The organism is Burkholderia sp. AU38729 (assembly GCF_020419725.1).
Lineage (GTDB): Bacteria > Pseudomonadota > Gammaproteobacteria > Burkholderiales > Burkholderiaceae > Burkholderia.
Window position 1 is genome coordinate 126,499 of the sequence record NZ_JAIZQO010000008.1, and the last position, 15,840, is coordinate 142,338.

At 68.8% G+C, this 15,840-nt stretch carries 12 protein-coding genes; 10 read left to right on the forward strand and 2 right to left on the reverse strand.

From position 1 onward, the window contains the following. Nucleotides 1-6 precede the first annotated feature (6 nt). Nucleotides 7-969, reverse strand: coding sequence for a LysR family transcriptional regulator (locus tag LGM56_RS21680; protein WP_226206754.1), 963 nt, complete (start codon nucleotides 967-969; stop codon nucleotides 7-9). Nucleotides 970-1,217: 248 nt separating this feature from the next. Between LGM56_RS21680 and LGM56_RS21685 the strand changes: the two genes are divergently transcribed. From LGM56_RS21685 to LGM56_RS21725, 9 genes are all read left to right on the forward strand, one after another. Next, nucleotides 1,218-3,350, forward strand: coding sequence for a 3-hydroxyacyl-CoA dehydrogenase NAD-binding domain-containing protein (locus LGM56_RS21685; protein WP_226206755.1), 2,133 nt, complete (start codon nucleotides 1,218-1,220; stop codon nucleotides 3,348-3,350). 29 nt (nucleotides 3,351-3,379) lie between these two features. Next, nucleotides 3,380-4,588: an acyl-CoA dehydrogenase family protein gene (locus tag LGM56_RS21690; protein ID WP_226206756.1), complete on the forward strand. Its 1,209-nt coding sequence runs from the start codon at nucleotides 3,380-3,382 to the stop codon at nucleotides 4,586-4,588. Nucleotides 4,589-4,602: 14 nt separating this feature from the next. After that, nucleotides 4,603-5,739 carry an acyl-CoA dehydrogenase family protein gene (locus LGM56_RS21695; protein WP_226206757.1) on the forward strand — a complete coding sequence of 379 codons (1,137 nt, stop codon included), beginning with the start codon at nucleotides 4,603-4,605 and terminating at the stop codon, nucleotides 5,737-5,739. Between the two features lie 30 nt (nucleotides 5,740-5,769). Beyond that, complete coding sequence (locus LGM56_RS21700; protein ID WP_226206758.1) at nucleotides 5,770-6,975, forward strand: CaiB/BaiF CoA transferase family protein; 1,206 nt, start codon at nucleotides 5,770-5,772, stop codon at nucleotides 6,973-6,975. 101 nt (nucleotides 6,976-7,076) lie between these two features. Then, nucleotides 7,077-7,382, forward strand: coding sequence for a DUF485 domain-containing protein (locus LGM56_RS21705; protein ID WP_039346261.1), 306 nt, complete (start codon nucleotides 7,077-7,079; stop codon nucleotides 7,380-7,382). 11 nt (nucleotides 7,383-7,393) lie between these two features. Further along, entirely contained in the window at nucleotides 7,394-9,079 is a 1,686-nt protein-coding gene (locus LGM56_RS21710) for a cation acetate symporter (protein WP_226206759.1), read from the forward strand. 357 nt (nucleotides 9,080-9,436) lie between these two features. After that, nucleotides 9,437-10,726, forward strand: a complete 1,290-nt coding sequence (locus LGM56_RS21715; RefSeq protein ID WP_039346259.1) for a dicarboxylate/amino acid:cation symporter — start codon at nucleotides 9,437-9,439, stop codon at nucleotides 10,724-10,726. 4 nt (nucleotides 10,727-10,730) lie between these two features. Continuing rightward, nucleotides 10,731-12,740 (forward strand): sensor histidine kinase, encoded by a 2,010-nt coding sequence (locus tag LGM56_RS21720; RefSeq protein ID WP_226206760.1) that lies wholly within the window; start codon nucleotides 10,731-10,733, stop codon nucleotides 12,738-12,740. A 94-nt stretch (nucleotides 12,741-12,834) separates the two neighbouring features. Beyond that, entirely contained in the window at nucleotides 12,835-14,190 is a 1,356-nt protein-coding gene (locus LGM56_RS21725; RefSeq protein WP_089426405.1) for a sigma-54-dependent transcriptional regulator, read from the forward strand. A gap of 97 nt (nucleotides 14,191-14,287) precedes the next feature. On the opposite strand, the gene LGM56_RS21730 is transcribed toward LGM56_RS21725, so the two are convergent. Further along, entirely contained in the window at nucleotides 14,288-14,824 is a 537-nt protein-coding gene (locus tag LGM56_RS21730) for a peroxiredoxin family protein (protein WP_089426404.1), read from the reverse strand. A 160-nt stretch (nucleotides 14,825-14,984) separates the two neighbouring features. On the opposite strand from LGM56_RS21730, the gene LGM56_RS21735 reads away from it, so the two are divergent. Beyond that, on the forward strand, nucleotides 14,985-15,557 hold the full coding sequence (locus LGM56_RS21735; protein ID WP_089495694.1) for a hypothetical protein: 573 nt from the start codon (nucleotides 14,985-14,987) through the stop codon (nucleotides 15,555-15,557). Nucleotides 15,558-15,840: the final 283 nt, after the last annotated feature.

The window sequence follows — 15,840 nt, forward strand, 5'->3', positions numbered from 1 at the left end:
GGCGCGCTATTGTCGCCGCGCGCCCGGCGGCTTGTCACCCGACAGGAAACCCTGACGCATCGCGCCGGGCCCACCCCGGCCGGTCTTTCCGGCCTGTTCGAGGATGAACTCTATGAAGGTCGACGTCGCGCGCGTGTGGTGCCGGTTCGGCATGTAGAGCATGTACATGTGCGTGCCGAAGATGCTGAGCCGGTACGCGTCGAGCGACGTGACGACCGTGCCGCGCCGGATGTCGTCCTGTACCACGTAGTCGGGCACGATGCCGACGCCGATCCCGCCGAGGATCGCCTGCCGCAGGAACAGGAAGTTCTCCGAAACCAGCGTGGGCTCGAGCAGCACCTCGTGGCGCTCGTCGCCCAGATACGCGGCGATCCGGAGCTGCCGCCCCATCACCGTCGCGGTGACGACCGGGGCGGCCGACAACGCGCCGAGGCTCGCCGGCATCCCGTGCTCGGTCGCGAATGAGGCGGACGCGCACGCGACGTAGCGCACCGCGCCCATGTCGCGCGCGACGAGGTTCTGCGGCGGCTCCGGCATCACGCGCACCGCGATGTCGATCTCGTCGCGCATCAGGTCTTCCACGCGATTCTCGAACACGACGTCGAGCACGATGCCCGGATGCAGCCGCTTGAACGCGAGCAGCCAGTCGGACATCACCATCTGCCCGTAGCCGCTCGGCACCGACAGCCGCACGCGGCCCTGCAGGTCCTGGCCGAGCGTCGTCACCGATTCCTGCGCGGCGAGCAGTTCGTTGCGGATGCGCCGGCCGTGCTCGTACAGCTTCAGCCCGATCTCGGTCGGCTCGATGCGCCGCGTCGTGCGCCGCACGAGCTGCTGGCCGATCGAGCGCTCGAGCTGGTTCAGCCGGTAGCTGACGTTCGCGCGGCTCATCTTGAGCCGCTGCGCGGCCTTGCTGAGATTGCCGGCGTCGAGGATCTCGACGAGCAGCGTCAGCGCGTTCAGATCCATGCGTCGCGTCTCCTGATCCGTCCCGGTTAATGGTCGGAAGCATTCAGTGTCAAGTCAGACTTGACAGCTTGTAAAAGCAGGAGGGAATTGTCAATGAATCTCGATCAATCGAGAATCAGGTCATGCCCGGCGTACGGCCGGATCTTGTCCCGCTTCGTGCGGGACGGGGGCCGGTGCCCGGCGCCGCTCGCGTGGCCGTGAGCCACGAACCGGCGTCGACGCACCCGCCGCCGCGTCAAGGAGACACGATGAATTCACCCGCTTCCCCCGCCAGCCCGGCCGGCACCGTCACGCGCGAACGGCGCGACAAGGTGCTCGTCGTCACGATCGACCATCCGCCCGTCAACGCGCTGTCCGCCGAGGTGCGGCGCGGCCTCGCCGACGCGCTCGACGCCGCGCAGGCCGACGACGCGATCCGTGCGGTGCTGATCGTCGGCGCCGGCCGCAACTTCATCGCGGGCGCCGACATCCGCGAATTCGGCAAGCCGATCGCGCCGCCGTCGCTGCCTGATGTATGCGAGCGGATCGAATCGGGCACGAAGCCGGTCGTGGTCGCGCTGCACGGCGCGACGCTCGGCGGCGGCCTCGAAGTCGCGCTCGCCGCGCATTACCGGCTCGCGGTGCCCGGCACGAAGCTCGGGCTGCCCGAAGTCACGCTCGGCCTGCTGCCCGGCGCGGGCGGCACGCAGCGCGCGCCGCGCCTGATCGGTGCGAAGGCCGCGCTCGACCTGATGCTGACGGGTCGTCATGTGAGCGCGGACGAAGCGCTCGCGCTGGGCCTCGTCGACCGCGTCGCGCACAGCGACGACACGCTCGCCGAAGGCCTCGCGTATGCGCAGGAACTCGTGTCGCTCGGCGCGCCGGTGCGCCGCACGCGCGATGCGCGGGGGCTCGCCGATCGCGTGGCCGCGCAGGCCGCGATCGATACGGCGCGCGCGGAACTGCCGAAGAAATCGCGTGGCCTGTTCTCGCCGGCGAAGATCGTCGACGCGGTCGAGGCCGCGCTCACGCAGTCGTTCGACGCGGGGATGAAGCTCGAGCGCAGCCTGTTCCTGCAGTGCATCGACAGCCCGCAGCGCGCGGGCCTCGTGCATGCGTTCTTCGCGGAGCGCGAAGCGGCGAAGGCGCCCGAGGCGCGGCGCGCGAGCGCGCGGCCGGTCGAGCGGATCGGCGTGGTCGGCGGCGGCACGATGGGCGCGGGCATCGCGGTCGCGGCGCTCGATGCCGGGCTGCCGGTGACGATGATCGAACGCGACGAAGCATCGCTCGCACGTGGCCGAGCGCACGTCGAGAAGGTGTACGACGGCCTCGTCGCGAAAGGGCGGATGACGCCGGCCGCGCACGCGGCGCGGCTCGCGCGCTTCAAGGGCAGCACGTCGTACGACGCGCTCGCGCAGGCCGACGTCGTGATCGAGGCGGTATTCGAGGACATGGCCGTGAAGCAGGCCGTGTTCGCCGAACTCGCGCGCGTGTGCAAGCCGGGCGCGGTGCTCGCGACCAACACGTCGTATCTCGACATCGACGCGCTGGCCGCCAGCATCGACCGGCCGGCGGACGTGATCGGCCTGCATTTCTTCTCGCCGGCCAACGTGATGAAGCTGCTCGAGATCGTCGTGCCGGCGCGCGTGAGCGCGGACGTCGTTGCGACCGCGTTCGCGCTGGCGAAGCAGCTGAAGAAGACGCCGGTGCGCGCCGGCGTGTGCGACGGCTTCATCGGCAACCGGATCCTCGCGGTCTATCGCACGGCGGCCGACTACCTGATGGAAGACGGCGCGTCGCCGTACCAGATCGATCGCGCGGTGCGCGAATTCGGCTTCCCGATGGGGCCGTTCCAGGTCGTCGACCTCGCGGGCGGCGACATCGGCTGGGCGACCCGCAAGCGCCGCGCGGCGACGCGCGACCCGCGTGCGCGCTACGTGGAGATTTCCGACCGGCTGTGCGAGCGCGGCTGGTTCGGCCAGAAGACCGCGCGCGGCTACTACCTGTATCCGGACGGCGCGCGTGTCGGCACGCCGGACCCGGAAGTCGAGGCGATCGTCGCGGAAGAACGCGCGAAGAAGGGCGTCACGCCGCGCACCTTCACCGACGACGAGATCCTGCGCCGCTATCTCGCCGCGATGATCAACGAAGGCGCGAACGTCGTGCACGAGAAGATCGCGCTGCGCCCGCTCGATGTCGATGCGGTGTTCCTGCACGGCTACGGCTTCCCGCGCTATCGCGGCGGCCCGATGCATTACGCGGACACGGTCGGCCTCGCGAACGTGCTCGCCGATATCCGCGCGTTCGCGAAGGAAGATCCGCTGTTCTGGAAGCCGTCGCCGTTGCTCGTCGATCTCGTCGCGCGCGGCGCGGATTTCGCGAGCCTGAACCGCATCGACTGAACGCCCACCGCATTCGCCACGGACCGAAGATGGACCTCAATTTCACTCCCGAAGAGGAAGCCTTCCGCACCGAAGTGCAGCGCTTCCTGCGAGCCGAACTGCCCGCGCGCATCGCGCGCAAGGTGAAGAGCGGCCTGCATCTCACGCGCGACGACATGCGCGAATGGCACGCGATCCTCAACGCGCGCGGCTGGCTCGCGAGCCACTGGCCGCGCGAATACGGCGGCCCCGGCTGGAGCGTCGCGCAGAAGTTCCTGTTCGACAACGAATGCGCGCTCGCGGGTGCGCCGCGCATCGTGCCGTTCGGCGTGAACATGCTCGGCCCCGTGCTGATCAAGTACGGCAACGACGCGCAGCAGCGCCACTGGCTGCCGCGCATCCTCGACGGCACCGACTGGTGGTGCCAGGGCTACTCGGAGCCGGGCGCCGGTTCCGATCTTGCAGCGGTGAAGACGAGCGCGGTGCGCGGGATCGACGCGCAGGGCGAGCACTACCTCGTGAACGGCCAGAAGACGTGGACCACGCTCGGCCACTACGCGAACATGATTTTCTGCCTCGTGCGCACCGCGACCGACGTGCGCAAGCAGGAAGGCATCAGCTTCCTGCTGATCGACATGAACACGCCGGGCGTCGAGGTGCGCCCGATCGTCACGCTCGACGGCGAGCACGAAGTGAACGAGGTGTTCTTCACCGACGTGCGCGTGCCGGCGGCCAACCTCGTCGGCGAGGAGAACCGCGGCTGGACCTACGCGAAATACCTGCTCACGTACGAGCGTACCAACATCGCGGGAATCGGCTTCTCGACGGCCGCGCTCGACCGGCTGCGGGCAGTCGCCGCGAAGGTCACGAAGAACGGCCGGCCGCTCGCGGACGATCCGTTCTTCGCGGCGCGCGTCGCGCGGGTCGAGATCGAACTCGAGAACATGCGCACGACCAACCTGCGCGTGCTGGCCGCGGTCGCGGGCGGCGGCGCGCCGGGCGCGGAAAGCTCGATGCTGAAGATCCGCGGCACGCAGATCCGCCAGGAGATCACCGCGCTGATGCGGCGCGCGATGGGGCCGTACGCGCAGCCGTTCGTCGAGGAAGCGCTCGATGCCGATTACGACGGCGAGCCGGTCGGCCCGGACGAAGCCGCGAGCGCCGCGCAGCAGTACTTCAACAACCGGAAGCTGTCGATCTTCGGCGGCTCGAACGAGATCCAGAAGAACATCATCGCGAAGATGATGCTCGGGCTGTAACGAGGGACGCGACGATGGATTTCCAGCACACAGAAGACCGCCGGATGCTGGCGGATACGTTGAACCGCTTCATCGCCGAACAGTACGCGTTCCCGATGCGCGATCGCATCGCGCAGTCGGCCGAGGGTTTCGATCGCGCGATGTGGCGGCGCCTTGCCGACCTCGGCACGGTCGGCGCGCTGTTTGCCGAAGCCGACGGCGGGTTCGGCGGCGCGGGCTTCGACATCGCCGTGGTGTTCGAATGCCTCGGGCGCGGGCTCGTCGTCGAGCCGTTCCTCGGCGCGCTGCTCGCGGGGCGTGCGCTGTCGCTCGCCGGCGGCGCCGCGCATCGCGACCGGCTGGCCGCGCTGATCGACGGCAGCGTGAGCGCCGCGTTCGCGCATGACGAGCCGGGCTCGCACTACGAACTGACGACCGTGCGCACGCGCGCCGAACGCTCGGGCGACGGCTGGGTGCTGACGGGCGCGAAGGGTGTCGTCGACCAGGCCGCGCAAGCGGCGTTCTTCGTCGTCAGCGCGCGCGTGTCGGGGCACGACGACGATGCGGCCGGCATCGGCCTGTTCGTCGTGCCGGCCGATGCGCCGGGCGTATCGCTGCGCGACTACCGGAAGATCGACGGCGGCCGCGCGGCCGAGGTGCGCTTCGAACGCGTCGTGCTGCCGGCCGATGCCGCGCTCGGCACGCACGACGGCGAAGCTGGCGTCGAGCTGCTCGAACGCGTGCTCGGCTACGGATTGCTCGCGCTGTCGGCGGAGGCGCTCGGCGCGATGGACGTCGCGAAGGAATACACGCTCGACTACCTGCGCACGCGCAAGCAGTTCGGCTTGCCGATCGGCAGCTTCCAGGCGCTGCAGCACCGGATGGCCGACCTGCTGCTCGAGGTCGAGCAGGCGCGCTCGGCCGTGATCAACGCGGCCGCGCAGCTCGATGCGCCGCGCGGGGTGCGCGAACGCGCGCTCGCGGCGGCGAAGTACACGATCGGCCGGATCGGCACGCTCGTTGCCGAAGAGAGCATCCAGCTGCACGGCGGGATCGGGATGACGTGGGAGCTGCCGCTGTCGCACTACGCGAAGCGCCTCGTGATGATCGATCACCAGCTCGGCGACGAGGATCATCACCTCGCGCGCTACATCGCGCTGTCGAAACAGTAATGACGAACGACGCGAACGGAGGAGACAAGGATGACGAACGAATCGCGCGCATTGCCGCTGGCCGGCGTGAAGGTGCTCGATTTCTCGCGCGTGCTCGCGGGCCCGTGGTGCGCGATGGTGCTCGCCGATTTTGGCGCGGAAGTGATCAAGGTCGAGCATCCGGCGCGCGGCGACGACACGCGCGACTGGGGCCTGAGGATCGGCGACACCGAGACGACCTACTTCAACAGCGTCAACCGCAGCAAGCGCTCGATCTGTCTCGACCTGCAGACTGAAGACGGGCGCCGGCTCTCGCGCGAGCTGGCCGCGCAGGCCGACGTGGTGCTCCACAACTTCAAGTTCGGCGGCGCGGAAAAGCTCGGGCTCGGCTACGACGCGCTGGCCGAGCTGAATCCGCGTGTCGTGCACTGCGCGATCTCCGGCTACGACCGCTCGGGCGCCGAGGCCGCGCGGCCTGGCTACGACCTCGTCGTGCAGGGCGAGGCCGGGTTGATGGCGCTGAACGGCGAGGCCGGCCAGCCGCCGCTGAAGTTCGGCGTCGCGGCGGTCGACCTGTTCACCGGCATGTATTCGGCGCAGGCGATCCTCGCCGCGCTGTACGAACGACACGCAACGGGGCGCGGGCGGCGCATCGAGATGGCGCTGTTCGACTGCGGGCTGATGATCACCGCGTACTACGGGCTCGACGCGCTGCTGATGGGCGAGGACCCGCCGCGCTACGGCAACGCGCATCCGTCGGTCGTACCGTACGGCGTGTTCGACGCGGCCGACGGCCCGCTCGTGATCACGGTCGGCAACAACACGCAGTTCGCGCGTTTCTGCGAGGCGATCGAGCGGCCTGATCTCGCGGCCGACGCGCGCTACAAGACCAACCTCGGCCGCTCGGAAAACCGCGCCGAGCTGCTGCCCGAGATTTGCGGCGAACTCGCACGCCGGCCGCGCGCGGCGTTGCTCACGGCGCTTTCCGGCGCGGGCATTCCGTGCGGCGAAGTGCTCGGGCTGCACGAGGCGCTGAAGTCGGAACGCGCGGCGAGTGCGGGGCTCGTCACGCGGCAGCCGCACCCGGTCGCGGGCGGCGTCGACGTGCTGGCGCCGCCGTACCGGTTCGACGGCGCGCGGTTGCCGGTGCGCGGTGCGCCGCCGGTGCTCGGTGCCGATACGGAGGCGGTGCTCGGCGGCTGGCTCGGGATGTCGGCCGACGAGGTGGCGCGGCTGCGTGCGGATCGCATCGTGTAACGCGCTTCATGCCTTGCCGCCGTGGCGCGGGCGGAGCAGTCGACGCGCCAGCCATCCACAAGACAACCCTCGCGCAACGACGCGGTGGAAATGGAGACACCATGGAGCTTTCCGTCATCGAATCGGTCACGGCGCGCCGTGACTACCAGCAGCTCGTGCGGGCGCGGCGCCGCTTCAGCTTCACGCTGACGGCGCTGATGATCGCCACGTACTACGGCTTCATCCTGCTCGTCGCGCTCGCGCCGCACGTGCTCGCCGCGCCGCTGTACCGCGGCGCGACGATGACGGTCGGGATCGCCGCCGGCGTCGCGATCATCCTGGTCGCGATCAGCCTGACCGCGTGCTACGTGCTGCGCGCGAACCGTGCGTTCGACCGCCGCGTCGACGCGATCCTGCAGCGTTCGTGATGGAGGCCGACATGCGACGACTCTCGATGGCGCTCGGCGCGCCTGCCGTTCTCGCTTCCACCGCCGCGCACGCGGTATCCGTCGCGGGCCCGATGCCCGACAAGGTCGAACTGAACCCGGTCGCGATCGGGATGTTCTTCGCGTTCGTGTTCGCGACGCTCGCGCTCACGCGCTGGGCCGCGCGCCGCACGCGCTCGACGCGCGACTTCTACACGGCCGGCGGCGGCATCACCGGCCTGCAGAACGGGCTCGCGATCGCGGGCGACTACATGTCGGCCGCGTCGTTCCTCGGGCTGTCGGGGATGGTGTTCATGTTCGGCTTCGACGGGCTCATCTACTCGATCGGCTTCCTGGTCGGCTGGCCGTTCGTGATGTTCCTGATCGCCGAGCCGCTGCGCAACCTCGGCAAGTTCACGTTCGTCGACGTCGTCGCGTACCGCTTCGCGCAGCGGCCGATCCGGCTGCTGACGTCCGCGAATTCGCTGACCATCGTCGTGCTGTACCTCGTCGTGCAGATGGTCGGCGCGGGCAAGCTGATCCAGCTGCTGTTCGGGCTGTCGTACGGCACGGCCGAGCTGATCGTCGGCGTGCTGATGGTGGTGTACGTGTTCTTCGGCGGGATGACCGCGACCACCTGGGTGCAGGTGATCAAGGCCGTGCTGCTGCTGTGCGGCGCGACGCTGCTCGTCGTGCTCGCGCTCGGCGAATTCGGCTTCAGCGTCGACGAGATGTTCCGCCGCGCGGTGGCCGTGCATCCGGGCGCGCTGTCGATCATGGGCCCCGGCAAGCTGATCCGCGATCCGGCCAACGCGCTGTCGCTCGGCATCGCGCTGATGTTCGGCACGGCCGGCTTCCCGCACATCCTGATGCGCTTCTTCACGGTGCCGAACGCGAAGGAGGCGCGCAAGTCGGTGCTCTATGCGACCGGCTTCATCGGCTACTTCTATTTGCTGACCTTCGTGATCGGCTTCTCCGCGATCGTGCTGCTCGCGCAGCATCCGGAGTTCTTCAAGCTCGGCGCGAACGGCACGTTCAACTTGACGCACGACCTGCTCGGCGGTTCGAACATGGTCGCGGTGAAGCTCGCGCAGGCGGTCGGCGGGAACTGGTTCTACGGGTTCATCGCGGCCGTCACGTTCGCGACGATCCTCGCGGTGGTGGCGGGCCTCACGCTCGCCGGCGCGACGACGATCTCGCACGACCTGTACGCGCAGATGTGGGCACGCGGCAAGCCCGACGAGCGCGTCGAGATGCGCATCTCGCGCGCGGCGACGATCGCGCTGTCGGCGGTCGCGATCGGGCTGTCGATCCTGTTCGAGCACGTGAACGTCGCGTTCATGGTCGGCCTCGTCGCGGCGGTGGCCGCGAGCGCCAATTTCCCGGTGCTCGCGATGTCGATCTTCTGGCGCGGGATGACGACGCGCGGCGCGGTGCTCGGCGGCGGCCTCGGCCTCGTGTCGGCGGTCACGCTCACGGTGCTGTCGAAGTCGGTGTGGGTCGACGTGCTGCACCACGCGCACGCACCGGTGTTCCTCGACAACCCGGCGCTCGTGTCGGTGCCGCTCGCGTTCATCGGGATCGTCATCGGCTCGCTCGCGGATCGCGGCGAGCGCGCGCGGCGCGAGCGCGACGCGTTCGCGCAGCAGGAGTTCTACGCGCAGACGGGCGTGCTGGCCGGCCGCGCCGTGCAGCATTGATTCGTCAGATGAATGAACGCATCCGTCCGGATCGCCGGACGGATATTTTCCGGAAATCCGGAATCCCGGATTTCCTTGCCTGCCGCATTATGAGAAATACAATGAATACAAAGGTTTGACGGGTTTCAGGAACCTGGCATCGACCTTGCAATATAAAGCGCACGGCCTTCCCCCGGCCGAACTACTACAGCAAGCAAGGAGACAATCGATGACCACTGCCTTCCTCCCCCTCCGGACGTCCTGAGGCATCGCTTGTTGCGGCACGGCAGCCGCGCGGGCGAGTGAATCTCCCCTGTGACATTCGTCCGCGCGCGTGACGCCGTTTCCATCGGCTCATCTACTTCTGCAGGAACCATCGTGAAGAAGAAACCCTTCTACAAAGTGCTCTATGTGCAGGTGATCTTCGCCATCATCGTCGGCGTGATCCTCGGCCATTTCTACCCGTCGATCGCCACCGACATGAAGCCGCTCGGCGACGGCTTCATCAAGCTGATCAAGATGGTGATCGGCCCGATCATCTTCTGTACGGTCGTCACCGGCATCGCCGGCATGGAGGACATGAAGAAGGTCGGCCGCGTCGGCGGCAAGGCGCTGCTGTACTTCGAGATCGTGTCGACCTTCGCGCTGGTGCTCGGCCTGGCGGCCACGCACATCCTGCGTCCGGGCGTCGGCTTCAACATCGATCCGGCGACGCTCGACGGCAAGGCCGTCGCGTCGTACGCGGCGAAGGCGCACGGGCAGTCGACGGTCGACTTCCTGATGCACATCATCCCGAACACGATGGTCGATGCGTTCGCGCAGGGCGAGATCCTGCAGATCCTGCTGATCGCACTGCTGTTCGGCAGCGTGCTCGCGCACCTCGGCGAGCGCGGCAAGGTCGTCACCGACTTCATCGACGGGCTCACGCGCGTGCTGTTCGGCATCGTGCACATCGTCACGAAGCTGGCGCCGATCGGCGCGTTCGGCGCGATGGCGTTCACGATCGGCAAGTACGGCGTCGGCTCGCTGGTGCCGCTGCTCAAGCTGATCGGCACCTTCTACCTGACGTCGGTGGTGTTCGTGCTCGTCGTGCTCGGCACGATCGCGCGCTTCACCGGCTTCTCGATCATCCGCTTCGTGTCCTACATCAAGGAAGAGCTGCTGATCGTGCTCGGCACGAGCTCGTCGGAAGCCGCGCTGCCGCAGCTGATGGAAAAGCTCGAGAAGGCCGGCTGCTCGCGTTCGGTCGTCGGCCTCGTCGTGCCGACCGGCTATTCGTTCAACCTCGACGGCACCAACATCTACATGACGATGGCCGTGCTGTTCATCGCGCAGGCGACCAACATCGAACTGACGTGGATGCAGCAGCTCACGCTGCTCGCCGTCGCGATGCTGACGTCGAAGGGCGCGAGCGGCGTCACGGGCGCGGGCTTCATCACGCTCGCCGCGACGCTGGCCGTCGTGCCGACGATCCCGCTGTCGGGCATGGTGCTGATCCTCGGCATCGACCGCTTCATGAGCGAATGCCGTGCGCTGACCAACATCGTCGGCAATGGCGTCGCGACGGTCGTCGTGTCGGCCTGGGAGAAGGAGCTCGACCGCAACAAGCTGCGCCAGGCGCTGAAGGGCGGCGGCGAAGTGACGCCGACCGAGACGGCCGGCGTCTGACGCGATGAAGGAGCAGGCGGCGGCACCGCCCGCCGGCGGTGCGAGCCGCGGCGGTCGAGGCGGAAGGGCGGAGGCCTATGACACAATAGGCGATCCGCATCGCCAGGAAGCCTCGACCGTGACGCGTCGTCTGCTCATTCTCGTCGTGCTTGCCGCCGCGCTCGCCGCGGCGTGCACGCTGACGTGGACGATCACCTGGCGGCGCGGCGTCGCCGAGCTGCAGCGCAACGCCGCCGTGCGCGTCGATCGCACCACCAACGCGCTCAAGAGCACGCTCGACCGCTACGAGTCGCTGCCCTATCTGCTCGGCAGCCATCCGTACGTGCAGGACCTGCTCGCCGAGCCGACGCGCGCCGACTACACCGGGCGCGTCAATCGCTATCTCGAAGACCTCAACGAACACGCGCACGCGACCGTCACCTATGTGATCGGCGCGGACGGCCTGTGTGTCGCCGCCAGCAACTGGCGCGCGCCCGACAGCTTCGTCGGGATCGAATACCGCTTCCGCCCGTATTTCCTCGATGCGATGAACGGCCAGGTCGGCCGCTTCTTCGGGATCGGCACGATCTCGCGCGATCCCGGCTACTACATCTCGCAGCCCGTGTGGCGCGACGGCAAGATCGCGGGCGTGGTCGTCGTGAAGCTCAACCTCGAATGGTTCCAGGGCGCCGATGCATCCGAGCCGCTCGTCGTCGTGGACGATCACGGCGTCGTGTTCCTGTCGTCGGTGCCCGCGTGGAAGTACCACACGCTGCGGCCGCTGACGGGCTCCGTCGCCGCGTCGATCTACGAGACGCGCCAGTACGCGCAGCAGCCCGTCACGCCGCTGCCGCTGCGCATCGAGCAGGTGCTCGGCCCCGATGCGGAGATCGTGCGCCTTGGCCCGGGCCTGCGCGCGCCGCGGTTTCTCGCGAGCAAGCGCCGGATCGGCGAGCCCGACTGGCTGCTCGTCACGCTCGCGCCGATCGCGCCCGTCGACGCCGATGCGCGCAACGCGACGATCGTCACGGGTTTCGGCTTCGTGTCGGTCGCGCTGCTCGCGTTCTACTGGCGGATGCGCCGCGCGCGCGTGCGTGAAATGATCCGCGGCCGTGCGCTGCTGCAGCAGGCGTATGCGGAGCTGAACCGGCGCGTCGAGGAGCGCACGGCCGACCTGTCGGAAGCGAACGAGCAGTTGCAGAAGGAGGTCGGCGACCGCATCCGCGCGGAGCAGGAGCTGCGCGCCGCGCACGACGAACTGATCCAGGCGAGCAAGCTCGCCGCGCTCGGCCAGATGGCGGCCGGCATCACGCACGAACTGAACCAGCCGCTCGCGGCGCTGCGCAGTTTCTCGGACAACACGCGCGTGCTGCTCGATCGCGGCGAGCAGGCGGCCGCGCGGGAAAACCTCGAGGCGATCGCCGCGCTTACCGAGCGGATGGGCAAGATCACGAACCAGCTGAAGCTGTTCGTCGGCCGCGCGAAGCCGCGCAACGAGCAGGCGCTCGTCGTGCGCGCGCTGCGCAGCGTGCTGTCGCTGCTTGGCGAGCGCCTGAGCGGCGTCGCGCTCACGCTGACGCTGCAGGACGCGACCGTGTCGCCCGCACAGGATGCGCCGCTCGACCTGGCGCGCGACTATCCCGAACTCGTCGCCCGTTGCGAGGATCTGCGCCTCGAACAGGTGCTGATCAACCTGCTCGGCAACGCGCTCGACGCGGTGGCCGGCGTGGCGGCGCCGGCGATCGAGGTGACGATCGCGGTGTTGGCGGCCACGCTCGCCGTCGAGGTGCGCGACAACGGAAGCGGCATTGCGCCCGACCTGCTGCCGCGCCTGTTCGAGCCGTTCTTCACGACCAAGGAAATGGGGCGCGGGCTCGGCCTCGGCCTCGCGATCTCGTCGTCGATCGCGAGCGACGCGGGCGGCGCGCTGACCGCGCGCAATGCGCCGTCGGGCGGAGCGCTGTTCGTCTTGACGCTGCGGCGCGCCCGCACGCATCATCCGGACTCCGTGTCCGAGCCGGCGGGCTCGCGCTAGGCGCGCCACGCCGCCCGCCCGATCGGCGCACGATCGGTATCAACGACGCCGCGCGCGCTGCCGCCGCGCGGCCCGTCAGGAGCAAGTGAGTACGATGGCCAACCGGCTGCAAGTGATCTATATCGAAGACGATGCGCTCGTTCGCCGGGCCAGCGTGCAGAGCCTTCAGCTGGCGGGGTTCGACGTCGCCGGCTTCGAGTCGGCCGAAGCGGCCGAGAAGGCGATCGTCGCGGACAACGCCGGCGCGATCGTCAGCGACATCCGGCTGCCCGGCGCGAGTGGGCTCGACGTGCTCGCGCAGTGCCGCGAGCGCGTGCCCGACGTGCCCGTGATCCTCGTCACGGGGCACGGCGACATCTCGATGGCCGTGCAGGCGATGCGCGACGGCGCATACGATTTCATCGAAAAACCGTTCGCGGCCGAGCGCCTGATCGAGACGGTGCGCCGCGCGCTCGAGCGCCGCGAGCTCGTGCTCGAGAACCACGCGCTGCGGCGCGAGCTGGCCGGGCAGAACGTCGTCGCGCCGCGCATCATCGGCCGCAGCCCGGCAATCGAGCAGGTGCGCAAGCTGATCGCGAACGTCGCGCCCACCGATGCGTCGGTGCTGATCAACGGCGACACCGGCGCCGGCAAGGAGCTGATCGCGCGCAGCCTGCACGAGCTGTCGCCGCGCCGCGACAAGCCGTTCATCGCGGTGAATTGCGGCGCGCTGCCTGAGCCGATGTTCGAGTCGGAGATGTTCGGCTACGAGCCCGGCGCGTTCACCGGCGCCGCGAAGCGCCGCGTCGGCAAGCTCGAATATGCGTCCGGCGGCACGCTGTTCCTCGACGAAATCGAAAGCATGCCGCTCGCGCTGCAGGTGAAGCTGCTGCGCGTGCTGCAGGACGGCGTGCTGGAGCGGCTCGGCTCGAACCAGCCGATCCGCGTGAACTGCCGCGTGGTGGCAGCCGCGAAGGGCGACATGAGTGAGCTCGTCGCGGCCGGCACGTTCCGGCGCGACCTGCTGTACCGCCTCAACGTCGTGACGATCGCGCTGCCGCCGCTGGCCGAGCGCCGCGAGGACATCGTGCCGCTGTTCGAGCACTTCATGCTCGATGCGGCCGTGCGCTACGCGCGGCCCGCGCCGGTGCTGACCGACCGGCAGCGCGCGAGCCTGATGCAGCGCGACTGGCCCGGCAACGTGCGCGAGCTGCGCAACGCGGCCGACCGCTTCGTGCTCGGCGTGGCCGACATGCCGCAGGAGACGGGCGCGAGCGGCGACGACGCCGACAGCGAGCAGACGCTGAAGGAGCGCATCGAGCAATTCGAGCGCGCGGTGATCGCCGAGGCGCTGAACCAGACGGGCGGCGCGGTCGCCGCGACGGCCGACCGGCTGCATGTCGGCAAGGCGACGCTGTACGAGAAGATGAAGCGCTACGGGCTGTCGGCGAAAGGCGAAACCGAGCGCTGAAAAGCAAACGGACCGCGGAACCGGGTTGCCGGGTCGTGCGGTCCGTGGTGCGGGGAAGGGCGCGGTGCGCGGCCCTTCCAGCCGGATCGGGCGGCGCTCAGGCCGCGTTGCCGTCGAGTGCCTTCTTGAGCAGCGCGTCGAGTTCCGCGAACTGCGGTGCGCCGACGTAGCGCTTCAGGATCTTGCCGTCCTTGTCGACGACGAAGGTCGTCGGCGTGAGCTGCACGTTGCCGAACTGCTTCGCGACGCTGCCGTCGTCGAGCGCGACCTTGAACGGCAACTGGCGCGTCTGCGCGTAGTTCGCGACGTACATCGGCGGATCGTAGTTCATCGCGACCGCGACGAATTCCAGCCCCTGACCCTTGAAGCGATTGTAGGTATCGACCATCTGCGGCATTTCCTGCATGCAGGTGGCGCAACTCGTCGCCCAGAAGTTCACGAGATAGACCTTGCCTTTCAGGTCGCCTGCCGTCGAGACCTTCTGGCCCGACAGCAGCGTGAACGTGGCGTCCGGCACGCTGGACTTGCCGTTGAACGCGAAGAAGCCGGCGACGGCGATCGCCGCGACGACAGCGGCGGCGACGATGTAGCGGACGGGGCCGGCGCTGCGCCGGACGGGAGGCGTGGTGTTCATCTGGTGCTCTCGGAGTCGGTCGATGACGCGGATCAATGCAAAGGACATCGAAATTCGACGCTCATTTTAGCGCGAATGCGGCTAGCGCACCGGCGGCGGCCGCACATCCCGGATTTCACGTTCGGCGGATAATGCCCGCTTTGCCTGCCCGATCCACGCCATGCCGAAGGAAGTCACCGTTTCGTTGCGCCCCCTTTTCCGTCCGCTGCGACACTTCGCCGCGCTCGCGTGCATGAGCGCGGCGCTGGCCGCGTGCTCGCCGTCGTACGACTGGCGCACGCTGCACAACGACGCCGGCTACACGATCGACCTGCCGGCGAAGCCGACCGTCGAGGAGCAACCGGTGGCGATCGGCGGCGCGTCGATGCCGATGCGGATGCAGGCCGCGCACGTCGACGGCGCGGTGTTCGCGGTCGGCACGCTGACGCTGCCGGACGACCGCGACGACACGCGCCGCGCGGCGCTCGAGTTCCTGCGTGCCGGGTTGTCGCGCAACCTCGAAGGCGCGCCGCGGACGGCTTCGGTGCCCGTGCCGCTCGCGGCCGGCGGCGCGGTGAACGGGCTCGAACTGCGCGTCGCGGGCGCGGCCGCCGGCGGCGATCGCGCGCACAAGACGATCGTGGCGCGACTCGTCGCGCGCGGCCGGCACGCGTACCAGGCCGTCGTGATCGCCGACGGCCCGCTCACGCAGGAGCAGCTCGACCAGTTTTTCGGGTCGTTCAAACTCGACTGACGGCGGCCGGAGAGGGCGCTCAGACACGCTGCGACAACTGAAAGTTCATTCGCAGCTTTCGACGCTAGTCGCCGGATTTTGCGAGGTTTTTTCGGCTATCCACAACGCATGTGGATAACTTTGTTGAAAAGTTGCCCGGATTTCCCGCCAAGCCGCGCGGGACGGCCTTCCGGCCCGTTTGGTCGCTCGCTCGCGTTTTGATAAAAGTCAATCAAAACAACGAGATACGGATTCCGTGCTGCAAAGGTCTCGCCGAGCCCCGATCCGGGGCCGGATTCGCGGA